At 43.1% G+C, this 16,601-nt stretch carries 17 protein-coding genes and 1 tRNA gene; 7 read left to right on the top strand and 11 right to left on the bottom strand.

Annotated features, from left to right (window positions below; genetic code table 11):
• The 5 genes from EZ437_RS02865 to EZ437_RS02890 all read right to left on the bottom strand — a co-directional run bounded on the left by EZ437_RS02865 (position 1) and on the right by EZ437_RS02890 (position 5,629).
• The gene (locus EZ437_RS02865) at positions 1 to 465 is read right to left on the bottom strand and encodes a (2Fe-2S)-binding protein (protein WP_131593059.1); all 465 of its coding nucleotides are present in this window, start codon (positions 463 to 465) and stop codon (positions 1 to 3) included.
• A gap of 24 nt (positions 466 to 489) precedes the next feature.
• A complete protein-coding gene (locus tag EZ437_RS02870; protein WP_131593061.1) occupies positions 490 to 2,748 on the bottom strand; it encodes a xanthine dehydrogenase family protein molybdopterin-binding subunit in 2,259 nt (752 codons plus the stop codon).
• Between the two features lie 25 nt (positions 2,749 to 2,773).
• Positions 2,774 to 3,334, bottom strand: a complete 561-nt coding sequence (locus tag EZ437_RS02875; RefSeq protein ID WP_225869478.1) for a hypothetical protein — start codon at positions 3,332 to 3,334, stop codon at positions 2,774 to 2,776.
• 178 nt (positions 3,335 to 3,512) lie between these two features.
• A complete protein-coding gene (locus tag EZ437_RS02885; protein WP_131593065.1) occupies positions 3,513 to 4,658 on the bottom strand; it encodes a glycerate kinase in 1,146 nt (381 codons plus the stop codon).
• 11 nt (positions 4,659 to 4,669) lie between these two features.
• Positions 4,670 to 5,629, bottom strand: a complete 960-nt coding sequence (locus tag EZ437_RS02890; protein ID WP_131593067.1) for a D-2-hydroxyacid dehydrogenase — start codon at positions 5,627 to 5,629, stop codon at positions 4,670 to 4,672.
• Positions 5,630 to 6,205: 576 nt separating this feature from the next.
• On the opposite strand from EZ437_RS02890, the gene EZ437_RS02895 reads away from it, so the two are divergent.
• Together EZ437_RS02895 and EZ437_RS02900 are read left to right on the top strand one after the other, a co-directional pair.
• Entirely contained in the window at positions 6,206 to 6,787 is a 582-nt protein-coding gene (locus EZ437_RS02895) for a DUF6266 family protein (RefSeq protein ID WP_131593069.1), read from the top strand.
• Positions 6,788 to 7,045: 258 nt separating this feature from the next.
• Positions 7,046 to 7,684, top strand: coding sequence for a DUF6266 family protein (locus EZ437_RS02900; RefSeq protein ID WP_131593071.1), 639 nt, complete (start codon positions 7,046 to 7,048; stop codon positions 7,682 to 7,684).
• A gap of 6 nt (positions 7,685 to 7,690) precedes the next feature.
• Here EZ437_RS02900 and EZ437_RS02905 read toward each other — a convergent pair whose 3' ends face one another.
• The 3 genes from EZ437_RS02905 to EZ437_RS02915 form a co-directional block, all read right to left on the bottom strand.
• Complete coding sequence (locus EZ437_RS02905; protein ID WP_131593073.1) at positions 7,691 to 8,053, bottom strand: response regulator transcription factor; 363 nt, start codon at positions 8,051 to 8,053, stop codon at positions 7,691 to 7,693.
• 202 nt (positions 8,054 to 8,255) lie between these two features.
• On the bottom strand, positions 8,256 to 8,606 hold the full coding sequence (locus EZ437_RS02910) for a hypothetical protein (RefSeq protein ID WP_131593075.1): 351 nt from the start codon (positions 8,604 to 8,606) through the stop codon (positions 8,256 to 8,258).
• A gap of 56 nt (positions 8,607 to 8,662) precedes the next feature.
• Positions 8,663 to 9,505 carry a bifunctional helix-turn-helix domain-containing protein/methylated-DNA--[protein]-cysteine S-methyltransferase gene (locus tag EZ437_RS02915; RefSeq protein WP_131595115.1) on the bottom strand — a complete coding sequence of 281 codons (843 nt, stop codon included), beginning with the start codon at positions 9,503 to 9,505 and terminating at the stop codon, positions 8,663 to 8,665.
• Positions 9,506 to 9,804: 299 nt separating this feature from the next.
• On the opposite strand from EZ437_RS02915, the gene EZ437_RS02920 reads away from it, so the two are divergent.
• Both EZ437_RS02920 and EZ437_RS02925 read left to right on the top strand, forming a co-directional pair.
• Entirely contained in the window at positions 9,805 to 11,478 is a 1,674-nt protein-coding gene (locus tag EZ437_RS02920) for a sensor histidine kinase (protein ID WP_131593077.1), read from the top strand.
• Between the two features lie 100 nt (positions 11,479 to 11,578).
• Entirely contained in the window at positions 11,579 to 12,046 is a 468-nt protein-coding gene (locus EZ437_RS02925; protein WP_205942632.1) for a group II truncated hemoglobin, read from the top strand.
• A 73-nt stretch (positions 12,047 to 12,119) separates the two neighbouring features.
• On the opposite strand, the gene EZ437_RS02930 is transcribed toward EZ437_RS02925, so the two are convergent.
• From EZ437_RS02930 to EZ437_RS02940, 3 genes are all read right to left on the bottom strand, one after another.
• Positions 12,120 to 12,207: transfer RNA gene (locus tag EZ437_RS02930), tRNA-Ser, on the bottom strand.
• A 50-nt stretch (positions 12,208 to 12,257) separates the two neighbouring features.
• Positions 12,258 to 13,688: a pyruvate kinase gene (gene pyk / locus EZ437_RS02935; protein WP_131593081.1), complete on the bottom strand. Its 1,431-nt coding sequence runs from the start codon at positions 13,686 to 13,688 to the stop codon at positions 12,258 to 12,260.
• A gap of 76 nt (positions 13,689 to 13,764) precedes the next feature.
• On the bottom strand, positions 13,765 to 14,184 hold the full coding sequence (locus EZ437_RS02940) for an IPExxxVDY family protein (protein WP_131593083.1): 420 nt from the start codon (positions 14,182 to 14,184) through the stop codon (positions 13,765 to 13,767).
• A 157-nt stretch (positions 14,185 to 14,341) separates the two neighbouring features.
• On the opposite strand from EZ437_RS02940, the gene EZ437_RS02945 reads away from it, so the two are divergent.
• The 3 genes from EZ437_RS02945 to rnc are packed head-to-tail and all read left to right on the top strand — an operon-like array spanning position 14,342 to position 16,597.
• A complete protein-coding gene (locus tag EZ437_RS02945; protein ID WP_008508386.1) occupies positions 14,342 to 14,578 on the top strand; it encodes an acyl carrier protein in 237 nt (78 codons plus the stop codon).
• A gap of 27 nt (positions 14,579 to 14,605) precedes the next feature.
• The gene (fabF, locus tag EZ437_RS02950) at positions 14,606 to 15,859 is read left to right on the top strand and encodes a beta-ketoacyl-ACP synthase II (RefSeq protein WP_131593085.1); all 1,254 of its coding nucleotides are present in this window, start codon (positions 14,606 to 14,608) and stop codon (positions 15,857 to 15,859) included.
• Between the two features lie 9 nt (positions 15,860 to 15,868).
• The gene (gene rnc / locus EZ437_RS02955; RefSeq protein WP_205942633.1) at positions 15,869 to 16,597 is read left to right on the top strand and encodes a ribonuclease III; all 729 of its coding nucleotides are present in this window, start codon (positions 15,869 to 15,871) and stop codon (positions 16,595 to 16,597) included.
• The last annotated feature ends 4 nt before the right edge of the window (positions 16,598 to 16,601 follow it).

Consider the following 16,601-nt stretch of genomic DNA (forward strand, 5'->3'; position numbering starts at 1 on the left):
TTATTTATCTGAACTGCTTTCTTTGGCGGCTAACTGGATAGCTTCCTTTATGCGTAAATAGGTTCCACAACGGCAAATATTTCCCGCCATAGCATCATCGATATCCTGTGATGTAGGACTTTTGTTTTCCCTAAGTAATACAGCAGCCGACATGATCTGCCCGGCCTGGCAATAACCGCATTGAGATACATCCAGTTCGAGCCAGGCTTTCTGCAAGGGATGGTTATTAGACGCCGATAAACCTTCAATTGTGACTACCTTTTTACCTTGCGCGCGGCTTATTTTTGTGACGCATGAACGTACAGCTTCGCCATCAAGGTGCACAACACAGGCACCACATTGTGCCACCCCACAACCATATTTGGTTCCTACCAGTCCAATATTATCCCGTAATACCCAAAGTAATGGTGTATTGGGATCTGCGTCAAGTTTATAGTTTTTCTTATTGATATTTAGCGTGATCATATGAGTTTCTTAGAGGATTAGCAATTATACACTAGGGCCATCAGGTTTTGATAAAAGAAAAGGCTGTTGGTAAAAACGTCTTCCATGGACTTTATAAAGCGCATTGGCCACAGCGCCAAATACAGGTGGAAAGGGCGGTTCACCCAAGCCGGTAGGATCAATGTCGTTTTGCACAAAGGAAACGTCTACCGTTTTGGGTGCCTCGTGCATGCGAATGATCCTGTATTTATGGAAATTATTTTCTTCCACAACGCCATTCTTGTGTGTTAGTCCGCCGTACAAGCTATTGCCTATGCCATCAATTACTGCCCCCTGAACCATATTTGAAGCCGCATCCGGGTTGATTACGATTCCACAATCAACAGCGCTAAAAACCCTTTCCACATACGGCTCCCCATCTCTCATGGTCATGTCTACTACATGTGCGGCGTAAGAATTATGGCAAAAATAAGCGGCAACTCCCCTGCTGAACTTCTTATCACCGGCACCCGTCCATCCAGATTTCTCCCTGACTAGTTTTAGTACCCCTGCATAACGATCAGCATCATATTCGTTGTTTTTACCGACAGGATTTTCCTTTGCCCTTTTTAACAGTTCTAACCGAAAGTCTATCGGGTCTTTTCCCATTGCCTCAGCGAGTTCATCCAGGAATGATTGCTCGGCCGCAGCATTGAAGTTAGATCTCGGAGCTCTGAAAGCACCGATTGTGATGTTAGACGGAATCGCCCAGCCTTCAGCCAGGTAATTATCAACCGCCCCGGCAGGAAATCTGTTTGCATGGATGGCATGTTCCGGGATACCGCCGCCCTTGACATGAAAGGCGATCAGGTTCTTGTTTGAATCAAGCGCTGCTCTGTAGGTTGCTGTATACATCGGACGATAAATACCATAGGTTGTATCATCCTCGCGGCTGTAGATCAATTTAACAGGTGCTTTTACTTTTTTCGAAATCAAGGCTGCTTCTGTTGCGTAATGGGTATATGCCCTACGTCCAAAACCTCCACCCATTCGCGTCATTTGAATTTCTATCTTATCTGCCGGAAGATTCAATATTTTAGAAAGCGTTGGTTCCGCCAGTCCGGGAGCCTGCAAAGGACCTACCAGTAATGCTTTTTCATCAGTAACATGCGCAAAGAAATTCATGGGCTCCATACAGTTGTGCGCCAAAAATGGTGCATCATAGGTACGTTCAATGATCTGTGCCGCATTTTTAAAAGCCGTCTCCGGATCACCGTCCTTCCTTAGTTGCTGAGCTGGCTTTTTTGCAAACTCTCGCATCTTTTGGAGTTGAGCAGTCGTATTTTCAAGCGCTCCTGGAACGATAACGTCCCTTTTTCCACCCCTGCCTCCCATGGTATCTATAACATCACCCGCAGGCATCCACTCAACCAGGAGCTTTTTTCGCGCGTTCATCACTTCCCAGGTCGTCTTGCCCACTACCACAAGCAGGTCATTAAAAGATCGTACATCAAAGCCCGCCTGTTCAAATCCGTCTTCGTATAACTTTAAGCTAAATACATTTTTAATCCCCGGCATCTTTAAAGCCGCTGAAGCATCAAAAGATTTTAGTTTCATGCCAAAGGCTGGCGGATGATGAATCATCGCTATCAGCATTCCTTCATGTTTGTAGTCCAGTCCAAAAAGTGGTTTACCGCTAATGATCTTAGTTCCTTCGACATTTTTTTGCGAAGTCCTTATCACATTGAAATCCTTGACCGCTTTCAACTTCACATCTTTAGGGACAGGAATGGCGGAGGCCTTCGTGGCAAATTCTCCATAGGTACCTTTCCTGCCGCTTTTTTCATGATATAATATTCCGGCTTTTGATGTTATCTCCTCTATTGGGACAGCCCAGGTTTGTGAAGCTGCCTGCATGAGCATATTACGGGCAGTGGCTCCAGCCATCCTTAATGGCCGCCAGTACGATCTAACCGAGTTACTTCCGCCGGTAAACTGACCGCCGAGTTTTACACTATCATGTGGTCCCATTTCTACAATCACCTTTTTCCAGTCTACATCCAGCTCTTCGGCAACCATCATTGGAAGGGAAGTCATTACATTTTGCCCGAACTCCGGATTTGGACAAATAAGTGTAATCATATTATCCGCGCTGATCTTAACATATCCATTGATCTCCGTCAATTGAATCAAATGAGTTTCAGCACTACCAGACGGCAGCGCAAATTTCGCGAGGCCGCTAAAATGGATCATCAAGCCTCCTCCGGCGAGTAACGAGGATTTTAGAAAGGTTCGCCTGCTGTTATTGGTACTTGTCTTTTCCATATTGCATGTTAAAGGTTTATCGCTGTTATTTCTCCTGTGGAGCATAAGCCCCGGTAGTCAACCATGTAATCCATGCTTTTTTAAATTCCGCATGGCTCAAAGGAGGATGTGCCCGCCCCTCTCCCATATTCCAACCGGCCAACACCAAATCGTCATCAGCATGCTCGATAAGCTTCTTCATGTCTTTATGTCCGTTTTGTTTAGGATCAACCAATTGTTTAGCCAACTGATAAGGTGATCTGCCTTCGAAAACCATTTTCATATCTGCAGGAGGTAAATGCCAATTTGGGTTACCGGGAGGAGTATTCGGTCCTGGGGTATTGGTTGGCTGATGGCAATTCGAACATTTCATAGCAGAAACTCCTTTCCCATCCAGCCCTCTTTTAGGAAGCATGGCATGGGGGTGACTATCATCCCCTTGCAGTGGAACATCTCCGGCTGGATGGCAGTTCATGCATCGAGGACTCATTAAAACGGCATAAACTTTCTTAAAAGCATTGACCGAAGCAACACTGTCCTTTACCACGTTGGTTTTTACATTGATGGCCGATTGTTTATCTATTGATAAGTTCGAACCAAAGGCCATAATGCCCACAAATAAAAATAAACTTCCTAATACAAAGAAGGTTCTTAAAGCGCTACTGGGTCTCTTGTTGTAAAACTGCTTCATACTCATTTACGGTTCTGTATTATAAGTTGTTATGAATATACAAAATATCATGTATAATGAACTAAGTATTTTCATGAACATAATGCCTTTAATATCAACATCTTTTCTGTTGCATCAAGACCAGCATATTGCCCAGTGTCTCTGCTGTCCGTTTAAGGTTATCTGCTGTACATGCCAAGGCAGTTGCGAGATCGCCGGGCCGGTTTCCAATAGGCATTAATACGTCAAAATACGCCTGTAAATTAACATTCCGCTCCAACGGCACATTCCCCGCGAAGGCAACGACAGGCAGGTCTTTAAGTTTGGCATGGTACGCTACGCCAAAAGGCCCTTTACCCTGTAAGGTTTGCTCATCAATACTCCCTTCCCCGGTAATGACCAGATCTGCCCGTTCCAGTGCCGAATTAAAATCTGTAAGTGAAAGAAAATGATCTATCCCATTTACCAATCTGGCATTCAGAAATGCGTATAAGCCGGCAGCTGCTCCGCCTGCAGTACCTCCGTACTTTATCGCAGCCATATCCCTTCCTGTATGGTGTAAAGCAACGGCCGAAAGTTTATTAAGCGCCTGGTCCAATTTTTTCACCTCATCCGGGGATGCACCTTTTTGAGGGCCGAACACAGCTGCAGATCCCTGGTCACCTAATAGCATATTGTCTACATCGCACAAAACAATCACTTCACATTTCAATATTCTTTCGTCCAGTGCTGAAAGGTCAGCGGTGGCTAACGCTCCAAGATCTTCAGGAAGAATGGTTAACTCATTGCCGTCCGCGTTTAAGAAACGGACACCAAGGGCACGCAAAATACCCGTACCACCATCCACAGTAGCCGAGCCACCCATGCCGATTATAATTTTTTTAACCCCCTGGTCAAGTGCTTTTCTGATCATTTCCCCTGTACCGGAAGAATTCGCACGCAGCGGGTTACGCTCTTCTGGTTTTAGTAACCTTATACCTGATGCATTTGCCATTTCTATAACGGCAGTTGCACCATTATCGATCAGGCCAAATACCCCATTTATGGGTCTGCCCAGTGCATCGTGTACTGCCGCATCCAACAATGTGCCTTTACATTTTTTGATAATTAAGGTTCCAGTACCATCCCCGCCATCTGCTACCGGGAAACACTCAGTGGTAACACCGGCCTTACTTCGCCTTAAACCTTCCTGAATAGCAAGCGCTGCTTCTTCGGCATTCAGACTGTGTTTAAAAGCATTGGGGGAAATCAGGATATGCATAATGCCTTTAGTTACAAGTTCACCACATTTACAGGATTACCATTTTTATAGGCAGTCAGGTTGCCGACAGTTATCTCCATTAACCTGGCTCTCGCTTCTTTTGTCGCCCAGGCGATGTGAGGTGTAATGATGCAGTTTTTTGCACTAAAAAGCGGGTTGTCCTTTGCAGGCGGCTCAACAGAAAGCACATCAAGGCCCGCTCCGGCAATTGTTCCGCTGTTCAATGCTTCGGCAAGATCTTCTTCAATAATGACAGGTCCCCTTGAGGTATTCAACAGAAAAGCGCTGCTTTTCATTCGCTGTAAGTTCTCTTTATTGATCAGCCCCTGGGTTTCAGGTGTTAATGGGCAATGGATACTGACCACATCTGACTGCTCCAGCAGCTCGGGTATTTCTGCCCACTTAAAATTACTGCGTTGAGACTGATCTGTCCGGTTCCGGCTTGTACCGATAACTTTCATCCCAAATGCAGTGGCCACATCGGCAACCTGCCTGCCTATATGGCCAAACCCGATAATCCCCATCGTTTTTCCTGTCAGTTCAACCAGTGGATAATCCCAGAAGCAAAAGTCAGCAGCGGAAGCCCAGCGGCCGGAGGCCACTGCATCACTATGGCGCTGCACACGCAGGCAAAGTTCCAGTAAAAGGCCAAAGGTTAGCTGCACTACAGATGGCGTGCCATAACCTGGTACATTACTTACTGTTATCCCCTTTTCCCTAGCCATTCGGGTATCCACTATGTTATATCCAGTGGCCAGGACTCCAATGTATTTTAAGTCCGGAAGACTATTTAATGCGGCTGCGTTTACCGGTGTTTTATTGGTAAATATTACATCCGCGCCTTTTGAGCGTTCAACAACTTTATCTACCGGAGTACGGTCGTACAGGGTTACTTCACCGAATTGCTTTAAGCCGTCCCAGCTCAGGTCCCCGGGATTCAGTGTGTATCCGTCTAGTATTACGATTTTCATATATAATGTTAAAATAATTATCGGTCTGATTTTACACTTCGATTGTGCTTTGGCTGAAGACTTACAAATCAACTGATTGACATGAAATGTCCCATTACCTAAATCTAATCATTTTTTAATTGTTTTGATGGGCGAGCTTGAAAAGTAAAATCAGGTGAGGGTATTTATCAGTGAAGCGATGGCGATTTATGCTGATTGCGACAGCGATCGCCAAAATTCAGCGAAATAGCGACAGCGATCGCCATTCTTCATCTCGCCTGATCTCTTGGTTTATGGTCTTGGTACCTTTGTTTCATTAAAAATTAAGTGTCTGTTAAGGTCACAAAAAGTAAAAGAAAGGAGTAAAATTAAGTGATCTGCTTTCGGACTGACTTTTTAAGGCGCGAAAAGCGCGTAAAAAGAATGTCCTTACCAGACACTGAATTTTAAGGTCACAAAAAGTAAAAGAAAGGGGCGAGTATGAAATAGCGAGAACACGGTTAGCGGTCAGCATGACGCGAAGGTGAGCATAAAAAATAAATAATAAGATCCCGGATCGGGTCCGGGATGACGAGGAAATTTAAAAAAACATAAAAGATGGGAAGATATAAACAAGGGATACTGGGAGCGTTCTCAGGGAAAGTAGGAAATGTGGTAGGATCGTCGATCAATGGGATTGACTATATGAAGGGCTTGCCGAGGAAGTCGACGAAGACACCGACACTGCCTCAGCTGATGCAAAGGTCCAGATTTGGCCTAATGGCGGATTTTTTAAGGACACTTGGTGGGGTGGTGAAGGTTGGTTTTCAATCGAGAAAGAAGGGTTTGACACCTTATAATGCGGCTTCGTCATATAACCTGGAGCATGCGATAACGGGTACGTACCCCAACTTTGTAGTGGATTATCCGGAGGTGGTATACAGCAGGGGAAACCTATTGGGTTTGTCTGACCAGGAAGTGGCTGCTGCGGTAGCGGGTGAGCTGGACTTTAGCTGGTCGAATGATGCGCCTGTGGGTGGTTCCGGTGGTACGGATAAGGCTACGATAGTGGTTTACAATCCTGCGAAAGACAAGTATGTGGTAGCGCAGGCTGCTGCGGCAAGGAGTGCGGAGACTAGTACGGTAGAACTTCCGGCAGATTTCAGCGCGCATCGCGCATTGGGGTATTCCGGAAGATGAGGCATAAGCGTACGATTGCGAAGTATGCGGACTGGATCAGGCCGGTTCCTCCCTTAGGATAGATAGGGTTTAGCAGCCGGGAGGGTTGCTGTAAAAGTTCTTTGACATGTTGGTATTATAACAATAAACGGGTTGGCTTCAGGCCAATGAGGCATGTCAGAGAGAAGGCATTTGGCTGGTTTGCGACCGCAGGGAGCTTAGTAGGCGCAGCCTTTGACTGACAGCCGAAATTGGTTACACAATAAAAAAACACACTTTATGGCAAAATATAAAAATGGCATCCAGGGGTCTTTCTCTGGAAAAATTGGTAATATGGTAGGTGCAAATTCAAGGGGCGTACACTATATGAGAAGTGCTGGTAAAACCAGTAAGGTGCCCTCTGAAGCGCAACAGCAAAACATGAAAATCTTTGCAATGGTGATGAACTGGCTAAAGCCTATTCTGAAGTTCATTAATATTGGATTTCAAATGGAAACAGACGGCAAGACACCCATCAACAGGGCTGTGGGACTGCAACTGAAAGAAGCGGTGATCAGTGATGAGCAGGGATTGAGGATTAACTTTGCGCGTGCGGTACTCAGTAAAGGGATTCTGCTGGTGTCCTGGATAAGAGAGATCCTGTTGCTGGCAGATCTAATTCTTAGCATAAAATGGGAAAATCCTGCTGATTCTGTTTATAGCAGCGATGATGATAAAGCAAATTTCATCATCTATAATCCGGTAAAGGAAAAGTTCGTAGTGTTTGAGCAGGCAGTCAAAAGGGAAGATAAAATGGTAGAGTTACAACTACCCGCTGATTTTTCAGGTGATTCCGTTCATTGCTGGATGGGATACACAAGTGCTGACGGTAAAATGGTAAGCACTTCGGTATATGTTGGAGAGCTATTGGTAAGTTAGCCTGTGCTAATTTGGCACGTAATGCTCTATTCGATTGGCAAAGTCATTGAGATCAAAGGGCTTGTTGATGAATTCATCAGCTGTGCATTTTGACTTTACTTTGCTGAGGTAGTTGTCGGCTGACATGATCATCACCGGGATATTATGGGTTTTGGCATTGCACTTTAACTCTTTGCAGATGTCGATTCCACTGCCATCAGGCAATCTTACATCCAGCACGACCATATCCGGTATGTGAATCTGCATTTGCCGCCAAAATTCGCGGACTGTTGGGGAGACGATCACTTCATAATCCTCTTCTGTTAACATAAATTCAATGATGTCCCTGATTGCTGCATTGTCTTCTACGACATAAATACATTTTTTCATAGCTCATGATCTTTAGTATAAATGCTTAACATCGCTGAACAACAGAAGTTTATAATACTTATCCACCTTTGCAGAGTTATCCACTTTTAAAGATTGGTTTTCATGAAAAGACAAGATTTAAAATTTTTAAAGCTTTAGTCAATCACTGCAAAACTGGGAAATTGGAAGTCGCAAGTAGCGGCTTCCAATAAATAAATATCATTTAGCTGGCTTTCTTTTTTTCAGTAATGGCTTTGAAACCTGTCTCCAGTACTGCTTTTAATAGCTCGGTACTGTAACTGTTGACATACATGCAGACATAAGGATAGTCCTGATAGTGTGGGGTAATGAAACAACTTTCGGGATACCGCTCCAGGAACTGCTCCCGGCTTTCGAAGTCTGTACGAAAGGCAATCCACTCACCGTTTTCATGCAATCTGCACAATAGGTTCTTTTTTATCTTTATGGAAGGTGTGTCATAGTGGGAAAGACTATCCGTAGCATCCGGAAACTGAAGCGCAATAGCTCTTACCGGTTCAAAATCAATAGGGTTAAAATTTATGATCTTAGTCATTTATCGTAAAAATAACGATTTTAAAATCAAAGAGCAATCAATTAAATTATCCACTCTCAAGGGTTGATTTTTGCTCCCTCCCATCCTATTATGGCTGACTTTCGGGTGCTGCCCCACATATATCCTCCTACGGCGCCGGACGACTGAATGACACGGTGACAAGGAATCAGAAAGGCAACAGGATTACTGCCTATTGCTGTACCTACTGCCCTGGAAGCGCCGGGAGTATCAATGTGTTGCGCAATGGATCCGTAAGTAGTAAGGCCACCCATTGGAACTTTCAACAGTGCTTCCCAAACTTTAAGCTGGAAATCAGTTCCTTTGAGATGGAGTTTTATCTCTGAAAGTCTAGTCCAGTCGCTATGAAAAATAAGGAGTGCATTTTGCTGAAACTCATCCGTTTTGTTAGTGAATAAAGCATTGGGGAATTTTACCCTGAGCTTTTCCAGTCCCGCTGCTTGTGCTGCTTCGAATGCCATGTAACATACTCCCCTGTCTGTAGATGCAACCAGGACATTACCAAAGGGGCTTTGTGTAAAACTGTAATTGATATGTAGATTTTGACCACCGTTCTTATATTCTGCCGGGGTCATTCCCTCGATATTGACAAATAAATCATGCAGGCGACTTGTACCGGAAAGACCGGTTTCATAGGCAGCATCAAATAAGGTTACCTGTTTTTCTTTCAGCAGCTGCTTGGCATATTCTGTACTGATGTACTGCAGGAATTTCTTAGGCGTGGTGCCCGCCCATTCGGAAAATATCTTCTGGAAATGGAAGGGACTTAAGTTTACATGTTCTGCAATCTGGTCCAGACCGGGCTGCTCCCTGAAATGATCTTTGATGTATTCTATGGCCTTAGCGATACGGCTGTAGTTGATCTCGTCCTGTATACTCATCATATGAAGTTTATAGTACGAAAGTAAGGTATTAGATGCTAAGGAGAAATCCGATTCTTGCGCTTTTTATTTAAGAAGATGAACAGGGACAATTTACAATAAGATGTCCTGTTAGTATTATATTGCAAGTCATTTTTAATTGCTGCCGGGGCAGTCGCCGGATCAAATTGTGATGAGGGGTAACACGGTAATGAATGGTGTGGGGAAAAGTGTGGTGCAAATTTTGTAATGGAAATACCTGTATACTAGGCATCAATGCATTATCAGCATAAAATTGTAATACATCCAAATAATTATATATGCAAAAAACAAAGGCTTCAAGGCTGGACGGAATTATTTTAATGCTTAAAGAATTCAGCCGGGGCAATTTTACGGTCCGGGAGGAAATTACAGAAGATGAAGATCCGTTGAATTCCGTGGTCTCGGGGCTCAACATACTTGGCGAAGAGATGCATAACTATAGAAATGAGAATGATTCTCAGTGTACTTTTCTGCGTGACATTTTAGATAGCATCGACGAGGTAATTTATGTTCGGGATGTAGATCCAGACCGCCCTGTAGCCAGTCCTTACAGCTTCCTCAACGGGCGTTCCTTGGAAATAATCGGGCTCAGTGCCCTGGAGCTCAGAGAGGCGCCTCAGAAGTGGAGCGAAGCTGTACATGCCGAGGATAAAGCTATGACGATTGAGTCGTTCAAAAAGGTACTATCAGGACAGGACACAGTTGTAACCTATCGCATGTATCATCAGGGAAAGCAACATTATCGCTGGATTGAAGACCGCTTATCGGTAAAGCTAGATACATATGGAAAGGTAACTCATATTTATGGGGCCGCACGTGATGTGACTGAACAGCAGGAGACCACCTTGGCGCTTGAAAAAACAAGTCAACTGGTAACCCGGCTAATCACCTCATCCGACCAGGTGTTCTATATTGTTTCCTTAGACCAGTTAGACCCCTTTAAAAATACGTTTACTTACCTGAGCCCACATGTTCAGGATATCATAGGCTTCTCTGTTGAGGACGTGCGCAATGATCCCCTTACCTGGCTAAACGCCATACATCCAGACGACGTTAGCGTTGTGAAAACTATAACCAGGGATATGTTTAAATCGAAAAATCCTGGTACACGCGTGTATCGGATGAAACATAAAGTCACCGGTGAATATGTTTGGCTGGAGGATTACCTTGTGCCAATATTAGATGAGAATGGTTGGATACGTGAATTTTATGCATCAGCCCGGGACATTACGGCCCGGAGGAAAGCAGAAATAGAACGTGAGAGACTTATCTTAGAACTGAGCAAAAGACATGATGAATTAATGCAGTTCAGCCATATTGTGTCACACAACCTGCGTTCACCCGTAGCCAATATTCTGGGACTGGCACAATTTCTGAATGATGACGTGCCCTCTAGTGAATTAGCCCATACAACGGGTTATATTCTCCAGGCCGCCAGGTCGATGGATGAGTTATTACGCGATCTGAACACTGTCTTATCTGTCCGGTCTACCTTGGAGGAGAAGATGCAAACATTTTTAATAAGTGATATAGTTTCCCTGGTATGCATTAATCTAAAAAATGAAATTGATGAAAGCGGTACAATGATAAACGTAGCCATAGATGACCAGGCAGATCAGCTGACCAGCATAAAAAGTTATATTCAAAGCGCATTGTTCAATCTGATCAGTAATGCAATCAAATACCGTTCGCCGGACAGGTCTCCGGTTATTGTCATCACCGGATATAAAAACGAAGGCCACACGGTGATTTCTGTCGAAGACAATGGATTGGGTATGGACTTAGACACGCATAAGGACCGAATCTTTATGCTCTACGGCAGACTGCATTATGACCGGGAAGGAAAGGGAATGGGTTTATATATGACCAAGACCCAGATCGAATCTTTGAAGGGAACTATTGAGGTAATGAGCGAAATAGGATGGGGTACCACTTTCACAATAACGATGTAAATAGTCCCAGAGTAGCAAATTTAGCGATTTTTCAGGCGATAGTTCTTTTATGGCTATCGGTTTTCTAGAATATTCATTAATATCGGGTAAAGTTAATACAATGAAAGCAATACCAACTTTATATGATTGGGCTGGGGGAATGCCCGTTTTTGAAAATCTAATGATGCGTTTTTATGATAAGGTGTTGCTGGACCCCTTGCTGGAACCTGTTTTTAAGCACATGTCTGCGAATCACAGGCTACAGGTTGCGCATTTCTTTGCCGAGGTGTTTGGTGGGCCTGCCTTCTATTCAACATCGGAGGGCAGTCATTTTAAAATGATCCAGCATCATATTGGTAAACATTTAACTGAAGCTCACCGTAAACAGTGGATACTTCTATTGATAGAAACGGCCGATGAACTGGAATTGCCTGACGATCCTGAATTCCGCTCTGCGTTTATGGCCTATGTGGAGTGGGGGACTCGGCTGGCGCTGATCAATTCTAATCTGGATGAAGTTCAGGCAGCTGAGGATGAGCCGATGCCAAAATGGGGTTGGGGGGTGCCGGGTGGTCCTTACTTAGGTTGAGCTGAGATAACTAAGCCGACAATAAATAGCCTGCTAAAATCAACACTTTAGCAGGCTATTTTGTAAGACAAGGCGGAGAGTGAGAGATTCGAACTCTCGATACCCTTTTGAGGTATACACACTTTCCAGGCGTGCTCCTTCAACCACTCGGACAACTCTCCTTTTTTATTAGGATTGCAAAAGTAGAAAAATTTTTGGTTGCTATCGAATATTATTCAATTACCGTAACTTTTAGCATATTGGTCTTACCTTTTGCCTCCATAGGAATGGCTGCGGTATTGATGATCACATCGCCCTTCTTAACTAATTTTTTGGCTTTCAGTAATTCGTTTACGTCCAATATCGTCTCATCAGTGCTTTCAAACTTATCATAGTAGAATGCTTGCACTCCCCAAATTAAGCTCAATGCATTTAGCAATGATCTGTTGCTGGTAAAGATATAAGTAAAAGCCTTTGGCCTGTGACTTGAAATTTCAAATGCAGTATAGCCGCTCACGGTCATGGAAACAATTCCAACTGCACCTGTTTGCTTAGAAAGCGTACAAGCAGAATCGCATACTGCATCACTCAAAAAGCTTTCTGCTTTTGGCTTAAGGAACTTGTCAGGATGGAACGGATAGTTATTTGTCTCAATGTTTTGAATAATCTTTTGCATGGTTTCGATCACGATCAGTGGAAATTCTCCTACTGATGTCTCTCCGCTTAGCATCACCGCATCAGCACCGTCTAATACAGAATTGGCTACGTCATTCACCTCAGCACGTGTAGGCCTTGGCGTGGTGATCATACTTTCAAGCATCTGAGTAGCTACAATTACCGGCTTTGAGGCTGCGCGGCATTTCTGTACGATCATTTTTTGTAACAACGGTACTTCTTCCATTGGCATCTCTACCCCAAGGTCACCACGGGCAACCATGATACCGTCTGACACGGCAATGATCTCATCAATATTTGCAATTGCTTCAGGCTTTTCAATCTTAGCGATTACACGGGCACTTTTACCTCTTTGTTTGATAATCTCTTTTAACTCAATGATATCCGCAGCATTACGTACGAAAGATAAACCGATCCACTCTACATCGTTTGCGAGAACGAACTCCAGGTTATCGCGGTCCTCTTCTGTAAGAGAAGGAATGGAAACTTTTGTGTTAGGAAGGTTTACCCCTTTTCTGGAAGTCAGGATACCACCATGTACGATTTCGCAAAGAACTTCGTCTACCAGATTGGTTTCTATTACACGCATCTGCAACTTGCCGTCATCCAGCAAAATGATCTCACCAGCCTGCACATCTTTGGGAAATGCTTCGTAAGTGATGTAGATACGTTCTTCGTTTCCAATACATTTGGCAGTAGTAATGATTGTCCGATTGCCGTTAACCAGGTGGATACCACCATCCTGAACCATACCGATCCGGATCTTAGGGCCTTGCAAATCGGCAAGAATACCGACGTTATAGTTATATTTTTTATTGATATTACGAATCGTATCCAACACTTCCTGGTGATCTGCCTGAGAGCCGTGAGAGAAATTTAAACGGCAAACGTCTAATCCGGCGTTAAACATACTGTATAAAACTTCGGGTTTAGCAGATGCTGGGCCTAAGGTGGCTACGATTTTTGTTCTCGAATGAAATGGTTTCATTTATTACTTAATATTGTTATTTGTCTCGTTATCTAAGTTCAAATATAGTGTATTTAATACACCTTCACCATAAAAATTACATTATCAAATTTTCCCTCGACCTCAACTTGTACTGGTCTATCTGCGCAGCTACCTGAATATCAGATAGTTTGTTCAAACCATTGAGTAGATAATTTAGATCTTCTTTGTCAATATACTGATGGACGATCATGAAAAAATCTACCTTATTCATTTCAGGAATCAAAAACCCTTCTGCATTTCGGTTGTTTACTAAATAATATTCGATTTCACCTTGTTCAACAAAAAAATAATATTTTGAAAAAGCCAGCGGTTCCTCATCCACATTAAAGTAAACTTCATGATCCTCAAGCTTTTCAAAATTAAAATTCAGACTGGTATTGATCTTATGACACAACACATAATCCTTTAAAGATGCAGTTATGGCAATGAGTACGAAGTCAAGATCAAGGGACAGTTTTAAATAAGTTTTGTTCAAAACAGAATATTTTACGGGAATACGAAATTATAAAACTAATTTTACATTGATGTTCAAAATAAAAACATTAAAATTGATAGAGAAATAAAAACATTTGAAATGTGTCAGAATTTATTTTTCTTTGCACTGAATTATTTAACCATTAAATTATAACATTATGTCTGATATTGCTTCAAGAGTTAAGGCTATTATCGTTGAAAAATTAGGTGTGGATGAAAGCGAAGTTACCCCGGAAGCTTCTTTCACTAACGATTTGGGTGCAGATTCTTTAGATACAGTAGAACTTATCATGGAGTTCGAAAAAGAATTCAATGTAGCAATCCCTGATGATCAGGCTGAGACCATTGGTACAGTCGGTCAAGCAATTGCCTACTTAGAAAAGAACGTTAAGTAAAATACGGTCTCCGTATAATCCGTATAAATGGAATTAAAAAGAGTAGTAGTTACAGGGTTGGGTGCGCTCACTCCTATAGGTAATACCATCCCGGAATTCTGGGATGGTTTGCTGAATGGGGTGAGCGGTGCCGGCCCCATTACTGGTTTTGACACTTCAAAATTCAAGACTAAATTCGCGTGTGAACTTAAAAATTTCAATCCTGAAGACTTCATGGATAGAAAAGAAGCACGTAAGCTAGATCCATTTGTTCAGTATGCGCTGGTAGCTACAGACGAAGCAGTAAAGGATGGTAACTTTGATTTTTCACAAATCGATACCAACCGTGTAGGCGTAATCTGGGGCTCAGGCATCGGCGGTTTTAAAACTTTTCAGGATGAAATGAAGAATTTCTTTTTAGGCGACGGGACACCGCGCATAAATCCGTTCTTCATCCCTAAGGTTATTATTGACATTGTTCCCGGTCATATTTCTATAAAATATGGACTCCGCGGACCAAACTTCGCTACGGTTTCGGCCTGCGCCTCTTCTACCAATGCAATGATTGATGCTTACAATTATATTCGATTGAATATGTGTGACATTGTCATAAGCGGTGGATCTGAGGCGATCATCAATGAAGCCGGAATTGGCGGTTTTAACGCCATGCATGCACTTTCTACAAGAAATGATGACCCTACAACTGCCTCAAGGCCTTTTGATAAGGACCGCGATGGTTTTGTGGCCGGTGAAGGTGCCGGAACCATCATACTAGAGGAGCTGGAGCATGCTAAAAAACGTGGCGCCAAGATTTATGCCGAGCTGGTAGGTGGCGGAATGAGTGCAGATGCGAACCATATTACTGCCCCACACCCGCAGGGATTGGGCGCAAGAATGGTGATGACAAATGCACTGAGAGATGCCGGATTGACTACTGCAGATATTGATTACATCAATGTCCACGGTACTTCTACACCACTGGGTGATATCTCTGAGACTAAGGCTATTGTAGATTTATTTGGGGAAGATGCTTATCAATTGAATATCAGCTCTACCAAATCCATGACAGGGCATTTATTGGGTGCTGCAGGTGCAATTGAAGCGATTGCTTCAATCCTGGCGGTAAGAAATGATATAGTACCTCCTACTATCAATCATTTTACTGATGATCCTGACTTTGATCCAAAGTTGAACTTTACTTTCAACAAGGCTCAAAAAAGAACCATTCGTGCTGCTTTAAGTAATACCTTTGGTTTTGGCGGTCACAATGCGTCTGTGATATTCAAAAAATACGAAGAGTAAATATAATTAATGTCATTATTTGACCTGTATAAGCTTTATCTGTCGTCAGATAAAGACTTTATAAAAAAGTTGAACAACATTTTGGGCTTTGTGCCCGGAAATACCGTTTTATATAAAATGGCGTTCAGGCATAGGTCTGTGGCAAAAATCCTAAAGAATGGCAGCAGAAGCAGCAACGAGCGCCTGGAATTTCTGGGAGATGCCATTCTTGGTTCTGTAATTGCTGAGTTACTTTTCAAAAGCTATCCCTACAAAGAAGAGGGTTTCCTTACAGAAATGCGCTCTAAAATTGTAAACAGAGCGAATTTAAATCAGCTCGCCCGTAAAATGGGCTTCGATCAGCTCATCGTATTCGATCAGAAAGCGGTTAACGTACAAACAAAGCACCATTCTATGCTTGGAGATGCCTTTGAAGCATTGATTGGCGCTATTTATATGGATAAGGGATATAATTTTACCAAAGATTTCTTGCTGAAAAGAATTGTTAAGCCCTACATTGACATTCACACATTGGAGCTTACTGAAACCAATTTTAAGAGTAAACTGATAGAATGGTGCCAGCGCCACGGGAAGGATATTTCCTTTGACCTGGTTCAAAATGGAGAGGGAGAAAGTGCTAAATTATTTACCATTCAGGCTGTTATTGAAGGAGAAAGCTGCGGCGTAGGCAGGGATTATAATAAGAAAAATGCAGAAAAGCTGGCTGCTGAAAAGGCCTGTGAGGCCCTGTCGATTTAGAACA

This window comes from Pedobacter psychroterrae (assembly GCF_004331695.1).
GTDB lineage: Bacteria > Bacteroidota > Bacteroidia > Sphingobacteriales > Sphingobacteriaceae > Pedobacter > Pedobacter psychroterrae.